The sequence below is a fragment of the Micromonospora sp. CNZ303 genome (genome assembly GCF_004345505.1).
In genome coordinates, this window is sequence record NZ_SLVT01000002.1 from 160,474 (window position 1) to 177,818 (window position 17,345).

At 74.0% G+C, this 17,345-nt stretch carries 15 protein-coding genes; 11 read left to right on the plus strand and 4 right to left on the minus strand.

Translation table 11 applies throughout. The features are described from left to right. The first annotated feature begins 140 nt into the window (after window positions 1–140). The 3 genes from EV374_RS04020 (at window position 141) to EV374_RS04030 (ending at window position 2,286) form a co-directional block, all read left to right on the plus strand. On the plus strand, window positions 141–638 hold the full coding sequence (locus EV374_RS04020) for a helix-turn-helix domain-containing protein (RefSeq protein WP_132231674.1): 498 nt from the start codon (window positions 141–143) through the stop codon (window positions 636–638). A gap of 138 nt (window positions 639–776) precedes the next feature. Beyond that, the gene (locus EV374_RS04025; protein WP_132231676.1) at window positions 777–1,376 is read left to right on the plus strand and encodes a ClpP family protease; all 600 of its coding nucleotides are present in this window, start codon (window positions 777–779) and stop codon (window positions 1,374–1,376) included. A gap of 247 nt (window positions 1,377–1,623) precedes the next feature. Beyond that, on the plus strand, window positions 1,624–2,286 hold the full coding sequence (locus tag EV374_RS04030; RefSeq protein ID WP_132231678.1) for a class I SAM-dependent methyltransferase: 663 nt from the start codon (window positions 1,624–1,626) through the stop codon (window positions 2,284–2,286). A gap of 9 nt (window positions 2,287–2,295) precedes the next feature. Here the strand turns inward: EV374_RS04030 and EV374_RS04035 are convergent, their stop codons facing one another. After that, complete coding sequence (locus EV374_RS04035; RefSeq protein ID WP_132231680.1) at window positions 2,296–3,273, minus strand: zinc-binding dehydrogenase; 978 nt, start codon at window positions 3,271–3,273, stop codon at window positions 2,296–2,298. Window positions 3,274–3,510: 237 nt separating this feature from the next. Here EV374_RS04035 and EV374_RS04040 point away from each other — a divergent pair, with 237 nt between their 5' ends. Continuing rightward, entirely contained in the window at window positions 3,511–3,906 is a 396-nt protein-coding gene (locus EV374_RS04040; protein WP_132231682.1) for a RidA family protein, read from the plus strand. Between the two features lie 67 nt (window positions 3,907–3,973). Here EV374_RS04040 and EV374_RS04045 read toward each other — a convergent pair whose 3' ends face one another. The 3 genes from EV374_RS04045 to EV374_RS04055 are packed head-to-tail and all read right to left on the minus strand — an operon-like array spanning window position 3,974 to window position 8,801. Then, entirely contained in the window at window positions 3,974–5,854 is a 1,881-nt protein-coding gene (locus EV374_RS04045) for an AfsR/SARP family transcriptional regulator (RefSeq protein ID WP_132231684.1), read from the minus strand. Window positions 5,855–5,895: 41 nt separating this feature from the next. Then, window positions 5,896–7,446, minus strand: coding sequence for an amino acid adenylation domain-containing protein (locus EV374_RS04050; protein ID WP_132231686.1), 1,551 nt, complete (start codon window positions 7,444–7,446; stop codon window positions 5,896–5,898). Continuing rightward, a complete protein-coding gene (locus EV374_RS04055; RefSeq protein ID WP_132231688.1) occupies window positions 7,443–8,801 on the minus strand; it encodes an MFS transporter in 1,359 nt (452 codons plus the stop codon). The genes EV374_RS04050 and EV374_RS04055 overlap by 4 nt, the downstream gene beginning before the upstream one ends. A gap of 768 nt (window positions 8,802–9,569) precedes the next feature. Between EV374_RS04055 and EV374_RS04060 the strand changes: the two genes are divergently transcribed. Genes EV374_RS04060 through EV374_RS04090 form a run of 7 tightly spaced genes read left to right on the plus strand, consistent with a single transcriptional unit; the run spans window position 9,570 to window position 17,339 of the window. Then, window positions 9,570–9,818: an acyl carrier protein gene (locus tag EV374_RS04060; RefSeq protein WP_132231690.1), complete on the plus strand. Its 249-nt coding sequence runs from the start codon at window positions 9,570–9,572 to the stop codon at window positions 9,816–9,818. A gap of 41 nt (window positions 9,819–9,859) precedes the next feature. Beyond that, window positions 9,860–13,009, plus strand: coding sequence for a non-ribosomal peptide synthetase (locus tag EV374_RS04065; protein ID WP_486485562.1), 3,150 nt, complete (start codon window positions 9,860–9,862; stop codon window positions 13,007–13,009). Then, entirely contained in the window at window positions 13,006–13,731 is a 726-nt protein-coding gene (locus EV374_RS04070) for an alpha/beta fold hydrolase (protein WP_132231694.1), read from the plus strand. Before EV374_RS04065 ends, EV374_RS04070 begins: the two co-directional genes overlap by 4 nt. Next, a complete protein-coding gene (locus EV374_RS04075) occupies window positions 13,728–14,468 on the plus strand; it encodes an SDR family oxidoreductase (RefSeq protein WP_132231696.1) in 741 nt (246 codons plus the stop codon). The genes EV374_RS04070 and EV374_RS04075 overlap by 4 nt, the downstream gene beginning before the upstream one ends. After that, window positions 14,465–15,745 carry a glutamate-5-semialdehyde dehydrogenase gene (locus tag EV374_RS04080; RefSeq protein ID WP_486485563.1) on the plus strand — a complete coding sequence of 427 codons (1,281 nt, stop codon included), beginning with the start codon at window positions 14,465–14,467 and terminating at the stop codon, window positions 15,743–15,745. The genes EV374_RS04075 and EV374_RS04080 overlap by 4 nt, the downstream gene beginning before the upstream one ends. Continuing rightward, complete coding sequence (locus EV374_RS04085; protein ID WP_132231700.1) at window positions 15,742–16,011, plus strand: acyl carrier protein; 270 nt, start codon at window positions 15,742–15,744, stop codon at window positions 16,009–16,011. The genes EV374_RS04080 and EV374_RS04085 overlap by 4 nt, the downstream gene beginning before the upstream one ends. Further along, window positions 16,008–17,339 (plus strand): TrpB-like pyridoxal phosphate-dependent enzyme, encoded by a 1,332-nt coding sequence (locus EV374_RS04090; RefSeq protein WP_132231702.1) that lies wholly within the window; start codon window positions 16,008–16,010, stop codon window positions 17,337–17,339. The genes EV374_RS04085 and EV374_RS04090 overlap by 4 nt, the downstream gene beginning before the upstream one ends. Window positions 17,340–17,345 lie beyond the last annotated feature (6 nt).

The window sequence follows — 17,345 nt, forward strand, 5'->3', positions numbered from 1 at the left end:
CGCGGATCTCGCACGGCGAGGTCGTCGACCTGGGTCACCACGGCTCACCTCACGACGCGCGGCACGACGGGACGACCCGCGCGCCCGACAGGGGGCATGATGGGGGTGTCCCGGACGACGAGCCCGAGAGTGAGGCCCGCATGTCGTTGCTGCGACGAGTGATCGGCGGGGTGCTGCGCCGGCTCCGGCTGCGGCAGGGCCGCACGCTGCGCGAGGTGGCCGAGGCCGCCGGAGTGTCCGTGCCCTACCTGTCCGAGGTCGAACGCGGTCGCAAGGAGGCCTCGTCGGAGGTGCTCGCGGCGATCTGCCGGGCGCTCGGCATCCACCTGTCCGACCTGCTGGAGGAGGCGCGCGACGACCTGCGTCGGGTCGAGCCGCGCATCCCGGCCGCGCCCCGGGCCGGCCTGGCCCGGCTGGAGCGGGCGGAGGTCGGCCGGCCCGACGCCGTCACCCCGGCCGTGCGGGTCGCTCCCCGGGCCGGCGGCCCCCTGCTCCACCTGGCTCCGCGTCCGGGCGGCACGACCGTGCGGGTCGGGCCTCCCGCCTCCGCCGTGGGCGGGCGCTCCGGTCCGCGTACCCGTGTCGCGCTGGGCTGCGGGCGGACGCGGGCGGGCGCGCGCACGTTGACCGTCGTCTAGGCCGGCCGGTTCTGCCGTCGGCTGATCTGCCGCCGGCAGAATGGCTGGCCTCGCGCGTCCCGTTCCGCGCAGGCTGGAGGTGCCGGTCCCCCGGGCGTCCTCCGGTCGCCCGCCGGCAGTGCCGGAAGGGCGGACGCGATGATCGGTCTCGACGTGCGGATGTTGGACGGTGGGCAGCCGTCCTTCGGCGACCAGGTGTTCGACCGGCTGCTGAAGGAGCGGATCATCTTCCTCGGCACCGAGGTCACCGACGCCTCGGCGAACCAGATCTGCGCCCAGATGCTGCTGCTCGCCGCCGAGGATCCGGAGCGCGACATCGTGCTCTACATCAACTCGCCGGGTGGCTCGGTCAGCGCGGGCATGGCCGTCTACGACACGATGCGGTTCGTCCGCAACGACGTGGCGACGGTGGCGCTCGGCTTCGCCGGCTCGATGGGGCAGTTCCTGCTCTGCGCGGGCACGGCCGGCAAGCGTTACGCGCTGCCCCACTCACGGATCATGATGCACCAGCCGTCCGGCGGGATGGGCGGCACCGCCGCGGACATCACGATCCAGGCGGAGAACATGCTGCACGTGAAGCGGACCATGCAGGAGCTGATCGCCCGGCACAGCGGGCGCAGCCTGGAGGAGATCCAGCGGGACTGGGACCGCGACCGGTGGTTCACCGCCGAGCAGGCCCGCGAGTACGGCCTGATCGACCGGGTGGTCACGAGGGCCGAGCAGCTCCCCGGGAGCTGACGGAGCCCGACCGCGACGGGAGGCGGCGACACCGGCGCCGGACGCGCCCCCTCACTCCGCGTCCGACCTCCGGTACGCGATGGCCATCGCCGTGCTGGCCGCCGATACGACGGAGCCTATTCCCGCCGATGGGATTCCGCGCGGACTGCCGGCGCAGCGTCTTGGGCGCGAATCTCGTTACGCCCGCCGACGCCGCGTAGCGCAGGTGTTCGCCGTCCGGCGCGCAGGACCGGTAGCGTGCCTGGGCATGATCGAATCCGGGCACCCGCATGACACCCGATCGTCCTACGACGCCCTGGCCGTCGACTACGCCGAGCGGCTCCAGGACGAGCTGGTCGCCAACCCGTGGGAGCGATCGGTCCTCGCCGCCTTCGCCGACCTCGTGCGCGCCGCCGGGAACGGGCCCGTCGCCGACGTCGGTTGCGGCCCCGGCCGGCTCACCGGGTACCTGCACGAGCTCGGGCTCGACGCGTTCGGTATCGACCTCTCCCCGCGGATGGTCGAGGTCGCCCGCCAGGCCCACCCCGACCTGCGCTTCGACGTGGGCGCGATGCCCGATCTGGGGCTGCCCGACGCCTCCCTCAGCGGCGTCGTGGCCTGGTACTCGACCATCCACGTCCCGGACGACCTGCTCCCGGCCACCTTCGCGGACTTCCACCGGACGTTGGCGCCCGGCGGTCACCTGGTGCTGGCGTTCCAGGTCGGCGACGAGCCGCTGCACCTGACCGAGGCGTTCGGCCACCCGGTCTCGCTGGAATTCCGGCGCCGCCGACCCGACCGGGTCGCCGAGCTGCTGACCGACGCGGGGCTGGACGTCCGCGTCCGGCTGGTGCGCGAGCCCGAGGCCTTCGGGAGCCAGCCGGAGCGCACGCCACAGGCGTACCTGGTGGCCCGCCGGCCGGCCGGCTGACGCGCCGGGTCAGCGTGCGACGGTCAGCACCACCTTGCCGAGCGCCCGGCGTCCCTCCAGGTCGGCGTGCGCGGTGGCGGCGTCGGCCAGCGGGTAGGTCGAGACCAGCGGACGCCACCAGCCCTGCCCGGCCAGCTCCAGCGACCGGGCGGCCAGCGCCGGGATGCCGCCGGGCAGGGCGCGGATCCGCTGACCCAGCCAGCCCACGGTCAGGCCCCGGCCGACGACGTCGCCGGTGTCGATCCGGGTCGCCTCGCCCGCCGACCAGCCGAACATCATGAACCGGCCGCCCGGCCGCGTCAGCTCCAGGGCGGCCCGGCCCACCGCGCCGCCCACCCCGTCGTACACCAGGCTCAGGCCGCCGACCCGCTGTCGCACCGTCCCGACCCAGTCCGGGCGGCCGTAGTCCACCACGAGGTCCGCGCCCAGCTCGCGCAGCTTCGCCGTCCGGTCGGCCCCGCGCGCCGCCGCCACCACGGTGGCGCCGGTCGTCCGCGCGGCCTGCGCCAGCAGCCAGCCGACCCCGCCGGCCGCCGACGGCACGAAGACGACGTCGTCCGCCGTCGGCGGCTCCAGGTCGAAGATCCCGAGTGTCGTACGGCCCGTGCCGACCGCGGCCACCGCCTCGGCGTCGGTCAGCCCCGGCGGTACGGCGTACAGGGAGCCGACGTCGGTGACCGCCTGCTCGGCGTACCCGCCCGGCACCATGCCCAGGTGTGCGACGACCCGCCGCCCGCGCCACGCCCCGTCCACGCCCTCGCCCAGCTCGTCGACGACGCCGGCGACCTCCCGGCCGGGGATGGTCGGCAGGTGGGGCAGCGGGAGCGGGCCGCCGGCCTCGCCGCGGCGCAGGGTCGTGTCGAGCAGGTGCACGCCGCTCGCCGAGACCGCGATCCGGACCTGGCCGGGGCCGGGTGTCAGGTCGGGCAGGTCGTCGAGCACCAGGTTTGCGGGGGGACCGAACTCGTGAAGCCGAATGGCACGCATGCCCCCATCCGACAACCTCAATCCCGCTTCAGGTCAACCCCGCGGTCAGACGGTCGGCACCACCCATCGGGGTCCCCGTCGCCGGGGAAGGTTGGGCGAGGGCCCGATCCGGGTACCAGAAGGCTCCCGGACGAGACGCGGTTCCGGTCCGTCCGGGATTCGGTCCCCCGGGACGACCTTTAGACTAAGGTCACAGTCCGTAATCCGGATTCCCCCGGACAATCGGAAGGACTACACGTGATCGAGACCATGCAGATGAGGCCGATCAACCCCGAGTCGGTGCCGGAGGCCACGGGCGGTTACCACAACGCGCTGGAGGTCCAGACCGCCGGGCGGATGCTGTTCATCAGCGGGCAGATCCCCCAGACCCGGGACGGCCACGTCCCGGGCACCCCCGAGGCGCAGTGCCGGCTCGTCTGGGACAACATCCGGGCCGTCCTCGCCGACGCCGGCATGGACGTCGACAATCTGGTCAAGGTGACCACGTTCCTGGCCGACCGCCGGCACGCCGACGTCAACACCAAGGTCCGCAACGAGGTGCTCGGCGCACACCGCCCCGCACTGACGGTGATCGTCACCGGGATCTTCGACCCGGAGTGGATCATCGAGATCGAGGCGATCGCCGTCGCCTGACCGGCCCGCCCGACGACGATCAGCCGCGGCAGCCGGGCCGCCGCGCCGCAGGCCCGTGCGGGCCGCCTCACCGGCGCGGCCGGGCAGTCGTGGTGGGATGCTGACCGCGCAGGGCCACGACCTGGTCGCACTCCGGGCTGCGGCCCAGTTCGCGTACGTGGGCACGGACGAGCTCGGGGATCCGGTAACGGCCGTCCGGCAGCGCCTCGGCGAGCCCCGCGTCGACCAGGCGTTCGGCGGCGACCTCGGCGGCGGCCATCGGCTGGCCCGACAGCGCGGCGAGGTTCGACACGCTGACCAGGCCCCGGTCCAGTCGGCTCAGCAGCCGCAGGGCCCGCAGCGCCACGCCGTCGCCGTCGCCGTCGCCGTACCGGGTCAGCACCCGCACCGCGCCGGCGAGGCAGTCCCGGATCGACATCGACTCGCAGACCAGGGCGTCGAGCCGGGCGGCGGGATCGGCCAGCCGGTCGGCGAAGGCGGCGAGCGACCAGTTCTGCCGCGTCGCCAGCCGGGCTGCCGCGATCCGCAGGGCAAGGGGCAGCGCGTCGCAGCGCTCCACGAGCGTGCGCGCCGCCTCGGGCTCGGCGTCCACCCGCTCGGCGCCGAGGTGGTACCGGAGCATGTCGAGCGCGTCGTGGGTGTCCAGGGAACCGACGGAGACCCGGGTGGCCCCGTCGAGGGTGGTCATCCCGGAGCGTGAGGTGACGATCAGGGCGCAGCCGACGGGCACCGGCCCGAGGGCGCGTACCTGGACGGCGGTCGCCACGTCGTCGAGGACGACCACGACCCGACGGCCGGTCAACAGGGTCGACCAGCCCGACGCGGGGTGGTCGCCCGTCGGCGCCGACAACCCGAGCGCCTCGGCCAGGACCCGCACCGCCCGGGCGGCCTCCGCCGGCCCGTCGGGTGTCCCCCCGCCCATGGGTACGAACACCGACCCGCCCGGGTGCTCCGCGGCCAGCTCGTGCGCGGCGCGCACCGCCAGGGCGGTCTTGCCGGCGCCGGCCAGCCCCTGGACCACGCCCGGCCGCCCGGACCGCACGCCCTTGACCAGCCGGCCCAGCTCGGCCGCCCGCCCGTGCAGGGCCACCGGGTCGGCGGGGAACCGGGAGGCCGGCGGGCTCGGCGTGACCACCCGGACGGACGGGCGGGCCCCGGGGTGGTGCAGCCGCAGCGCCGGATCGTTGCGCAGGATCCGCTGTTCCAGGTCGCGCAGGGACTCGCTGGGCTCGATGCCCAGCTCGTCGACCAGCAACCGCCGCAGGTCGCGGTACGCCCCCAGGGCGACCGCCTGCTGGCCGTCGCAATACAGGGCGGTCATCAGGTGGGCGTGCAGGCGCTCCCGCAGGGGATGCTGGCTGACGAGCACCTTGAGTTCCGGCAGCAGCATGCTGTGCCGGCCCAGCTCCAGCTCGGCGCCGATGCGGGCCTCGACCGTGGCGATCCGGGTCTCCTCCAGGCGGGCCACCTCGGCCATCACCAGCGGGGTCGGCCGGACGTCGGCCAGCGGGGCACCGCGCCACAGCGCCAGCGCCGCGTCGAACCCCTCGACGGCGGCGTCCGGCAGGCCGGCCGCGAGATCGGCGTGGGCCTGCCTGATCAGCCGCTCACACTCGCCGATGTCGATCGTCTCCGCGGCGACCACCAGGCGGTAGCCGGGACTGCGGGTGGTCAGGACGCGGCCGTCGCGGTCGTTCAGGGCGCGGCGCAGCCGCCACGCGTACCCGGCGACGAGACCGCTGGCCGAGGCCGGCGGGTTGTCGTCCCAGAGTTCGGTCACCAGTTGTTCGAGCGACACCACCTGGTCGGCCTTGAGCAGCAGCATCGCCAGCAACGCGCGCTGTTTCGCCGAGCCGATCCCCCGCCACTGGACGCCGTCGTGGAACTCCACCGGCCCCATCAACCGGAAACGCAGGCGGGCGGGTGGTGCTTGCCGCGGGATGGGCATCTCTGCTCTCGATTCGTGAGCGTGGTGGGAGTCGGTGCCGCTCAGACCAGTCCGACGTCCGCTGCCAGCCGCCGGCGGTCGACCTTGCCGTTGGCGTTGACCGGAAAGAACTCGACCCGGTGGTACCGCGCCGGTGCCATGTAGGGCGGCAGGTGGTCGGCCACCAGGGCCGCCAGGGCCGCCTCCGGCACGGTGTCGCAGGTGTAGAGCGCGTGCAGCTCGACCGCTCCGGCACCGGGCAGCGCCAGGACGACGACGTCGTGCACCCCCGGGTGCCGGCGCAGGACGGACTCGATCTCGCCCAGCTCGATCCGGTAGCCGTGGATCTTGACCTGGTCGTCGAGCCGGCCCAGGTGGACCAGCTCACCGTCCTCCCGTCGCACCCGGTCCCCCGTCCGGTACCAGCTCGCCGGGCCGGGCGGGCCGTCGACCGGCGTCGTCCGGCGGCCGTCGTGGTCGACGAACCGGCCGGGGTTCTGCGCGGGGTCGAGGTAGCCGTCGAACCGCTGGCCGCCCCGCACGCAGAGCTCGCCGTCGTCCCCAGCAGCGCCGTCGGCCGCCAGCAGGACCCCCTCCAGGTGCGGGTGGATCCGCCCGATCGGCACGGTGTCGTTGCTGGTGCGGGGCCACCGCGCCGGCTCGGCGGGGAGCTGGTAGCGGGTGCAGGTGACGGTGAGCTCGGTGGGCCCGTACAGGTTCTCCAGGGTGCTGCCCGGCGCGGCGTCCGCCCACGCCCGCGCCTGGGCCAGGGTGAGCTGCTCACCGGCGAAGAGGCTCCACCGCAGGCCCGGCATGCTGCCGGGACGCAGGGTGCGCAGGCGGCGGGCCAGGGAGATCACCGACGGTACGGAGAACCAGTGGGTGATCCCGTTGTCGTTCACGTAGCGGACGGGGGCCAGGGTGTCGCCGGGCGCGGCGACCACCAGCAGCGCGCCGGACGACCAGGCGACGAACATGTCGAACACCGACGGGTCGAAGGTCAGCTCGAAGGTCTGCGACAGCCGCGACCCCGGCCCCACCTGGTAGGCCTGCACGCAGTGCGCGAGGTAGGGGGCGAGGTTGCGGTGCCGGATCGGCACCCCCTTGGGCGTGCCGGTGGATCCGGAGGTGAACAGGGTGTACGCGACGTCGTCGGGGCCGCCGGCGTACGCCTCGGTCCACCGCTCGGCCGGCACGTCGTACCAGCGCTGCTCCGGGGTGTCGGGCAGGTGCAGGACGCCGACCGGCCCGGCCGCCTCGTCGGCCACCCGGCCGCCCGCGTCGTCGGCGAGCAGGGCGTCCACCCCGGCGTGGGCGCAGGTCCGCCGGATCCGTTCCGCCGGCGCGTCGGGGCCGAGCGGCACGACGGTCGCGGCCAGCCGCAGCGTGGCGAGATAACCGACGTACGCCGCGAGGCTGCGCGACGCGCAGAGCCCGACGACCCGGGGCGGGCGGCCGTGCAGGGCGACCAGCCGGGTGGCCAGCCGCTCGACCCGGTCCAAAAGTTCGGCGTACGTCAGCTCGTGCCCGGCGACGCGCAGCGCCGGGGCGTCGGGATGCCGGCGGACCGCGTCGGTGAACCCCTGGAAGAGCGTCGGGCCGTCCGCGCTCACCGGGAGCCGCCGGTGGTCGCCGCCTCCGGCAGGTCCCCGCCGTCGTCGGCCGTGCCGGCGCCCCCGCTGTCGTCCGCGTCGCCGGGCGCCGGCGCGGCGGCCGGGCCGTCGACCTCAGCCATCCGCTCCCGGGTGACCACCTTGAAGAACGGGTAGATCAGCAGTACGCAGAGCACCGCGAAGAAGCCGAACGCCACCTGGTAGGAGAAGAACTCGGCGAGGACGCCGGCGAGGATCGCGGCGACCGGGGTCATGCCCCAGGCCACGAGGCGGCTCGCGGCGCTGAACCGGCCGAGCATGTCGGCCGGCACCAGCGACTGCGTGATGAACCGGGAGTTGACCGTCCACATCGTGCCGCCGGCGCCGGCGAGGAACGCCGCCGCGCCGATGGCCCAGGCGCTCGACGGGGCGGCGGGCAGCAGCGCCGGGGCCGCGACGAGGGCGAAGGCGCCGACGATGTCGGTGAACATGGACCAGCGTCGGCCGATCCACCGGTTGACCGGCCCGACGATGACGGTGCCGATCACCCCGCCCGCGCCGAGGCCGGTGAGCAGGAAGCCGTACTGCCGTTCGTCGAGGCCGAGCGGGCCGCCGACGGCGTAGACCGGGATGAGGGCGAGCCACGCCGCCCAGCAGCCGGCCATGATCGCGATGAGCAGCGCCATCGTCCGGAGCAGCCGGTGCTGCCAGAGGAACCGGAGACCCTCGCGGATGTCCTCGTTGACCGAGCGCTTGCGCTCGGGGGCCGCGACCTTGAAGTTGCCGACCAGCAGGAGCAGCAGGACCGCGCCGGCCACGTAGGCGAAGCCGGTGACGCTGAGCGCGAGCCCGAACCCGACCGCCACCAGGAAGCCGCCGATCGGCTGCCCGGCGAAGCCGTTGAACAGGTATTCCAGGGCCGTGATCCGCGCGTTGGCGGTCTCCCAGCGGTGCTTGGGCACGGCCGACGGGACGATGGAGACTCCGGCGATCCCGGCCACGACGTCGGCCAGGCCGATGACCAGGGCGGCGGCGTAGATCAGCGCCAGGGTCGGGCTCGCGGCGAGCACGGCGACGAGGAGCGCGCCGACGGAGACCATCCGGGCGATCTCGGCGCCCATCAGCAGGGCCCGCCGGTCCATCCGGTCGACGAAGACACCGACGTGCAGCGCGGCCACCAACCACGGCAGGCTCATGATGGCCGCGACGGCGGTGACCACGACGGGTGATCGACTGATCTGGGCGGCGAGCAGCGGGAGGGCGATCCGGGCCACCGCGTCGGCGATGTTCGTGGTGCCCGTGAAGACGACCAGAATCCATTCGTTTCGCCTGGCTCCGGGCGGATCCGCCTGCGCTGTGGTTTGAGCTGTGGCCACGACAATCCCTCGCACGGTCTTGAATTGGGAGAAGTTAATCGGAACTCCGCCGCGAAGTTCGCACAGCACCCGGACAAACGATAAGGGACCATTTACCCGGCCGTGCTTGTCAATTAGCTGACACGCAATGCCGAGCGGGTCGGGGACCGATCCGCACTTCCGCCCCGGCCATCGCCGGCAATTTCGATCGGACCGGTCGCCGGGGCTGAACGGAGTCGCAGGTCATCGGGGTCCGCGCGTTGACAGGGTGGTCGTACGGGTATCGACAGGCGGCTCCAACAATCGCGGAAAAGTCCCTTTCGCGCCTTATGGGAATACTCTGCGTTGCGCTGGTTGCACCATAGGTCATCCGGGGGAACGTGTCCATCCTCACGTCAGCGGGTCGACCGGCCCTCCGGCGGCGGCCACGACAGCCCAGCGGGGACCCGAATAATACGTACGGGCGTTTCTGTCGCCCGGTGCCGCATCTGAGGCGATTACGGCGGCATTGCCGCCCCGCCGGGCACCGCCGCCCCGCCTCCGCCACTGGCCAGCGCCCCTTTTACACCGTGCCCGCCCCAAGCCGGACGGGCTCCGGGGTGCCGACCGAATCAGCGACCAACGACATTCCATCCCGGGAACATCGAGAGAACATCGGCGCCGGGATGCTCGGACCCGTAGAACTTCCAAGCGCAAATTCAGTCGACCCCACCTCGATCGGCGGCCCGGCTCCTCGCCCGGTTTCCGATCATTGCGGCGCGGCCGACCCTCAGTGAACGGGAAGCAGGGATGACGACTCCAGCTGACCTCGACACGACGATCGCGAAGTACGCGTCGGTGGCCTTCGACGACTCGACCCCCCTGCTGGAGGCCGGCCTCGAATCGCTGTCCCTGCTGCGGCTCGCCGTCGAGCTGGCCGAGGACGACGACGCGGAGATCGACGCCACCCGCCTGGTGGACCTCCGCACCGTCGGCGACCTCAAGCAGTGGCTACGCGAGCTGAGCGCCGTGGGCGCCGAGACCGGGGGCGCACGGTGACCACGACGGCCGGGACGCAACCCGCGACGGACACCGGGCCGGTGCGACTGCCGATCACCGAGTCGCAGAAGGGGCTGCTGGTCGTCAACGAACGCTCGCCCGGCCGCGCCGTCTACAACCAGCTCGTCCGCTTCGACATCGACCCGTCCATCCCCGACGAGACGATCGAGCGCGCGCTGGCCACGGTGGTCGCCGTCCAGCCGGCGATGCGCCAGGTCTTCGGGCTGCTCCCGGAGATGCACGCGCGGCTCACCCCGCCGCCGGGTCCGGAGGACTTCCCGCTCGAACGGGTCACGGCCCGGCTGCGCGACTTCGAGGAGGCCGTCGGCGCGGCGCAGCGGCGGATCGGCCGACCCGAGTTCGACCTGGCCAACGGCCCCGCGTACCGCTTCGCCGTCGTCCGCTGCGTCGACGAGCCCCGGGTGGCCGTCCTCCTCTGCGACCACCACATCATCCTCGACGGCGTGTCGATGGGGCCCCTGGTGCGGGACCTCCAGGAGGCACTGGCCGGCCGCCTCGCCGGGGCGGAGGTCGAGCAGCGGCGCGCCGCCCGCGAGAAGGCCTTCGTCAAGGAGCTGGCGGCGCAGAACCGCACCGCCACCTCCGACCGCGTCGTCGACAGGTCCCGGGAGTGGGCGGCCCGGCTGCGGGAGGTCCCGCCCCTGGTGCTGGCCCCCCTGCCCGGTCGCGCCGCGCAGACGGAGTTCACCGGCGACCGGGTCAGCTGGTACCTGAGCGCGGCCGAGACGGCCGCGCTGTCGGAGACCTGCCGGCGGCTGGAGATCTCCCCCTTCGTTTTCTTCTCCGGCATCTACGGCACCGTGCTGGCCCGGCACGGCAACGTGTCCAGCGTCCTGGTCGGCAGCCCGTTCATGGCCCGCCGCACGATCGGCGCCTTCGACCTCGGCGGCTTCTTCGTCAACACGCTGCCGGTCACCGTCGACGTGGAGTGGAGCCGCACCGTCGACGAGCATCTCGGCAAGGTGGTCCGGGAGTCCATCGACTTCTGCCGGGCGAACGTCGACGTCACCTTCAACCGGCTCGTCGCCGACGTACGGCCCGACCGGTCCAGCAACCGCAACCCGCTGTTCTCGGCGATGCTCGCCATGCAGGACACCTTCACGCCCGAACCGGGCGGGGCCGTGCTGCGGGTCCTGGAGCCCGGCAACGGCACCGCCAAGTTCGACCTCTGGCTGGGCGCCACCCCCGTCGACGGCCGCTGGCTGCTCGAGATCGAGTACGACCGGCAGCTCATCGCACCGGTCGTCGCCGACGGGCTGCTCACCTCGCTGCGCGACGCCGTACGGGGGGCGGTCCGGGACGGCTCGCAACGGCTCGGCGACCTCTTCGCCGACGCCTCCGCCGCCGCCAGCGTCCGCTCCGACGGCTGGACCAGCCCGCTGACCGGCGACACGCCGTGGGACTGGGTGACGGCGGCGGCCCGGCAGCGGCCCGACGCCCCCGCGATCGAGGACCCGACCCGCCGGCTCGACTACCGCCAGTTGCTGGCCGAGGCCGAGCGGATCAGCGCCGGGCTCGCCGCGCACGGCGTCGGCCCCCGGGCCGTGGTGGGCCTCGCCGCGACGACCCTCTGCGACACGGTGACCGCCATCCTGGCCATCCTGCGCCGGGGCGCGGCGTACCTCCCCCTGGATCCGGGCCTGCCCGCCGAGCGGCTGGAGTACATGGTCCGGCGGGCCGGCTGCGAGTTCGTCGTCGGCGAGGCCCTGGTGCCCGACGTGCCCACGGTCGCGGTGGCGGACCTGGCCGCCACGACGGAGCCGGTGCCCGACCCGCTGGCCGACCCCGACGCCCCGATCTACGTGATGTACACGTCGGGCTCCACCGGGCAGCCCAAGGGCGTCCAGATGGGACACCGCCCCCTGGCCAACCTCACGAGCTGGCAGATCGCGGCCCTCGGCATGGACGCCGAGACCCGCTTCCTCCAGTACGCCCCGCTCGGCTTCGACGTCTCCTTCCAGGAGATCCTGCCGACCCTGGCGGCGGGCGGGACGGTGGTCTCCCGCGAGCCGGCCGACCGGCGGATGTTCACCGCCGTCCTCAGCCGGATCGCCAGGACCGAGGTGACCCACGTCTACCTGCCGGTCGCGGCGCTGCGCCCCCTGGTGCAGACCGCCGCGAGCCGGGGCACCCGGCTGCCCGCGCTGCGCTACCTGTGCGTCTCCGGCGAGCAGCTCATCGTCGACGACGAGATCCGCGACTTCTTCCTCGCCCACCCGCACTGCACCCTGGTCAACCTGTACGGCCCCACCGAGACCCACGCGGTCACCTCGCACCGGCTGTCGTACCGGGACGCGGTGTGGCCGACCCACGTGCCGATCGGCCAGCCGTACCCGCGGGTGAGCGCGTACGTGGTCGACGCCACGGGCCACCTCGCCCCGCCCGGCGTCGCCGGCGAGCTGCTCCTGGGCGGGGACTGCCCCGCCGACGGCTACATCAACGACCCGGAGATCACGGCCGAACGGTTCGTGCCCGACCGGTTCTCCGGCGCGCCCGACGCGACCATGTACCGCACCGGGGACCTCGTGGTCCGCGACGACCGGGGCGACCTGGTCTTCCTGGGCCGGATGGACACCCAGGTCAAGATCCGGGGCTACCGGATCGAGCTGGGCGAGATCGAGGCGGTCGCGAACCAGGTCGACGGCGTCCGACAGTCGGTGGCGGTGGTCCGGGGCTCCGGGGCCGACCGGGAACTCGGGCTGTTCGTCCGTCCCGACGCGGACTCGACCGTCGACCCGGAACAGGTCCGCCAACGGCTGACCACGGCGCTGCCGGTCTACATGCGTCCCCTGTGGATCTTCCCGGTCGACCGGGTCCCGACCACGCCGACCGGCAAGACCGACCGCGACGCCCTGCTGCGGCTCGCCGACGAGCTGCTGGTCGAGCAGCAGAGCGCCGACAGCACGGAGGTCGCGTACGCCGACGACCTGGAGCGGGAGCTGGCCGGGCTGTGGGGCGGGGTGCTCGACGTCGAGGGCATCCGGCCGGACCGCCCGCTCATCGAGTACGGCGCCCACTCGCTGAACATCTTCACCACCCTGGCCGAGGTGCAGGAGCGCTACGGGGTGGCGGTGCCGCTCGTCGACTTCTTCGCCGCGCCCACCGTGGCCACCCTCGCCGGGCTCGTCCGCGCGGGGCGGGGCGGCGACGATGCGGCGGTGACGCCGTGACGACCAGGCTGCCCGGCCGGCTGGTCCCCCTGCTGCGGCGGGGTGACCGACCGGCGTGCGTACTGCTGCCGGGCGCCGGCGGCGGGCTGCACCCCTACCTGCGGCTCGCCGCGGCCATCGGCAAGACCCACAACGTCGCGGCCGTACGCGCGGCCGGCCTGCTGCCCGACGAGGAGCCGGAGCTCAGCATCGCCGAGATGGCCGACGCGGCGGCGCAGGCGCTGGACGCGGACGGCACGGTCCCGGCGGCCGTCCTCGGCTGGTCCCTCGGCGGCTCGGTCGCCTGGGAGCTGTGCGTCCGGCTGGCCGAGCGGGGGCACCTGCCCGACCTGGTCCTGGTGGACGCGACGCCGCTGCCGCGCCGCGCCACGGCCGAGGAGGACGCCCGGGTCCGCGAGACCGTCGTCGGGATGCTCGGGCCGCGCCCCGCCCCGGCGACCGTCGAGCGGGTCCGGCGGGTCTTCGACACCCAGGTCGCCGCCCTCGCCGACTACCGGGCCGAACGGCCGTACGCCGGCCGGGTGCTGATGCTGATGTGCACCGACGAGGAGTTCGGGTTCCGGGCGGAGGCCGAGGCCCGGTGGCGGGAACTGGCGCCGGAGCTGAACGCCGGGCGGCTCGACGCGGGGCACTTCGACGTCTTCGACCCCGAGCGCCTGCCGCAGCTCGTCGACGAGGTGACGCCGTTCCTCGGCCGGGCCTCCGGTGCGGTGCTGCGATGAGCCCGCTCGCGGTGGTCAGCGGCGGCACCCGGGGCATCGGGCTCACCTTCAGCCGCCGGCTGGTGAAGCTGGGGCACCGGGTCGTCGCGCCGTACCGGGGTGACGCCGTCGCGGCGGCGTCGGCGGCGGCCGAGCTCGGCGCCGCGTTCCACCCGGTCCGGCTCGACGTCGGCGACGCCGAGGCGGTCGACGCCGCCGTTGCGGCGGTCCTCGCGGAGCACGGCCCGCCGACCGTGCTGGTCAACAACGCGGGCATCAACATCGACCGGCCGTTCCTGGAGATGTCGACCGAGGACTGGCGGCGGGTGCTCGACACCAACCTCTCCGGCGTCTTCCACCTCACCCGGGCGTTCGCGCCGGCGATGCTGGCGGCCGGGTGCGACGGCGTGATCGTCAACGTGGGGGCCACCACCGGCATCCGCCCCCGCCGCAACGGCGTGAACTACTGCGCCAGCAAGGCCGGCCTGCTCCAGCTCACGAAGTGCCTGGCGCTGGAGCTGGCGCCCCGGATCAGGGTCAACTGCCTGATCCCGGGCATGACCGAGACCGACGAGCTGGTGACCCGGTTCCGGCTGGACGACCCGGCCGCCCGGGCGGCGGTGGTCGCGGAGATCCCCCGGGGCCGCATCGGCACCACCGAGGAGATCGCCGACGCCCTGGAGTTCCTCGTCGGGCCGGCGAGTGGATACCTGACCGGGCAGAAGCTGATCGTGGACGGTGGGCAGTTCATGTGGTGACCGATGTGGACGAGATCCTGGACGGCGCGACGCGGGCCCGGGCCGAGCTGCCCCCGCCCGGCGACGGGCGCTACGACCGGTACTGCGAAGCGCTCGCCGACCGGCTCGCCGCCGGCTGGGCCGACGTCCTGGCGGCGAACGCCACCGACGTGGCCCGGGGCACCGAGGCGGGCCTCGGCCCCGAGCTGGTGGACCGCCTGGCGCTCGGCAAGCGCCACCTCGACGCGCTGGTCGACCTGATCGCGCGGACCCGTGCGGCGCTGCCGGCGGTGACCGCGCCGACCGAGGGACACCTGGCCGGCAACGGCGCCACCGTACGCCGGCTGCCCAAGCCGCTCGGCGTGGTTCTGATGATCTTCGAGGCGCGGCCGACGGTGACGGTGGAGGGCGCCCTGCTCCCGGTGGCGGTCGGCAACGTGGCCGTCCTGCGCGGCGGGTCGGAGATCGCGGCCACCAACCGGGCCCTCGCCGTCGTCGTCGGGCAGGCGCTGGCGGACGCGGGGCTGCCCGACGGCACCGTACGGATCGTCACCGACCCCGACCGCCGGCTGGTGCGGGCCCTGCTGAAGCGGCACGACGCGGTCGACGTGCTGATCCCCCGGGGCAGCCCGACACTGATCGACTACTGCCAGACCAGCTCCACCATCCCGGTCATCGCCAGCGGCGGCGGGGTCAACCACCTCTACGTCGACCGCAGCGCCGACCTGGAACTGGCCGCCCGGATCGCGCTCGACAGCAAGCTGGGCGAGCCCACCGCGTGCAACACCCTCGAACTGGTGCTGGCCCACGCCGACGTGGCCGAGGAGCTGACCCGGGCCCTGCTGCGGGCCGGTGTCAAGCTGACCGAGCCGTGGCTGCTGCGGGTCGACCCCCGGCTGACCGCCGCCGTGCCCGCCGGGGCGCCGGTGGCCGAGCTGACCGCCGCCGACGACGGCCGCGAGTTCCTGGAACGCGCGGTCGGCATCCGGCCCGTCGCCGGCCTCGACGAGGCGGCGGCCCACATCCGCCGCTTCGGTTCCCGGCACACCGAGGGCGTGGTGGCCACCGACCCGGCGGTCGTGGACGGGTTCCTGGCCAGGGTGGACGCCGCCGCGCTGGTGGTCAACGGCTCCCTGCGCCTGCACGACGGTCCGACGATGGCGCTGGGACCGGAGCTGTCCATCAGCACGGGCCGGCTGCACGTACGCGGGCCCGTCGACCTGTCCGCCCTGCTGACCTGGAGCTGGGTCGTCGACGCCGGGGGCCGGCTGCGCGGCGACGGGACGGAGGCGGCATGACGGACCGGGCCCTGATCAACGAGGCGGTGAAACGGCTGGTCGTACGCGAGTCCCGGCTCGCGGTCGACCCCGGCACGGTCGACGACCACGAGCCCCTCAACGGCGACCTGCTGCGGGTCAACTCGCTCGGCTTCCTCGGCATGCTCGTCCGGCTGGAGGACGAGCTGGACGTGACGCTGCCGGACGACATCTTCGCCGGGCGGGTCTTCACGACCGTCGCGGACCTGGTCGACGTCGTCGCCGACGTGGTGAAGGAGGAGTCGTGACCGAGACACCCCGGGCCTGGCGCAGCGTCCTGCCGCACCTCGGCTACGAACTGCCCGCGGACGTGACGCCGGAGGACACCGACGGCCCGGTGACCGCCACCCTGCCCCTGGAGCTGATCCGGCAGAGCGTGTCGGCCCGGGAGTTCTGGCCGATCCCGGAGCCGGTGGCCGAGCGCTACCGGGCCTACCGGCCGGCGCCGCTGTGGCGGGCCCGCCGCTTCGAGGCCGAGATCGGGGCCACCGTCCCGATCTACGTCAAGTACGAGGGCGGGAACATCTCCGGCAGCCACAAGTTCAACACCGCGCTGGCGCAGGCCCACTACTACCACCGGGCGGGCTTCCGGGAGCTGGTCACCGGCACCGGCGCCGGGCAGTGGGGCAGCGCCCTCGCCGCCGCCTGCGCCGCGTTCGGCATGGCCTGCACCGTCTTCATGGTCGGCGGGAGCCTGCGCGACAAGCCGTACCGGGGCAGCCTGATGCGGCTCTACGGCGCGGAGCTGCACGCCAGTCCCAGCCCGCTGACCGGGGTGGGACGCGCCGCCACCGAGCAGCCGGGGCAGGGCAACAGCCTCGCGCTGGCCATCGGCGAGGCCGTCGAGTACGCCCGGGCGGACCCCAAGCGGGCCTTCTGCATCGGCAGCGGCGAGACGTACAGCATCCTGCACCAGTCGGTGATCGGCCTGGAGGCGATCGACCAGCTCGCCGCCGTCGACGCCACCGTGGACGCGGTGATCGGCTGCGTGGGTGCCGGCAGCAACTTCGGCGGGCTGGCCCTGCCGTTCTTCGCCGCGTGGCGGGCCGGCGAGCTGGACGTGCCCGCCGACCTGATCGCGGTCGAGTCCAGCGCCACCCCGAAGCTGACCCGTGGGGTGTACGCCTACGACCACACCGACTCCACCGGCACCGGCCCGATGGAGCCGATGTACACGATCGGCAGCGGGTACGCGATCCCCGCGTCGCACTCGGCCGGGCTGCGCTTCCACGGCGCGGCGAAGCTGATCTCCGCCATGCGGCACCGGGAGCAGATCTCGGCGCTGGCGGTGGGCCAGCGGGAGGCGCTGACCGCCGGCCGGACGTTCGCCCTGACCGAGCTGGTGCTGCCCGCGCCGGAGTCGGGTCACGCGCTGGCCGCCGCCGCCCGCGTGGCGACCGGGCGCGAGTCGGGGCACCCGGCACGGCACGGGGTGCTGGTCTGCGTCAGCGGGCACGGCCTGCTCGACCTGGCCGCGTACGACAAGTTCCTCGCCGGTCTGCCCGAGGACCGGCCGGCCGACGCGGACGCGTTGCGGGCGGCGACGGCGTCGCTCCGCGCGGTCCACGAGATCTGAAGGGCG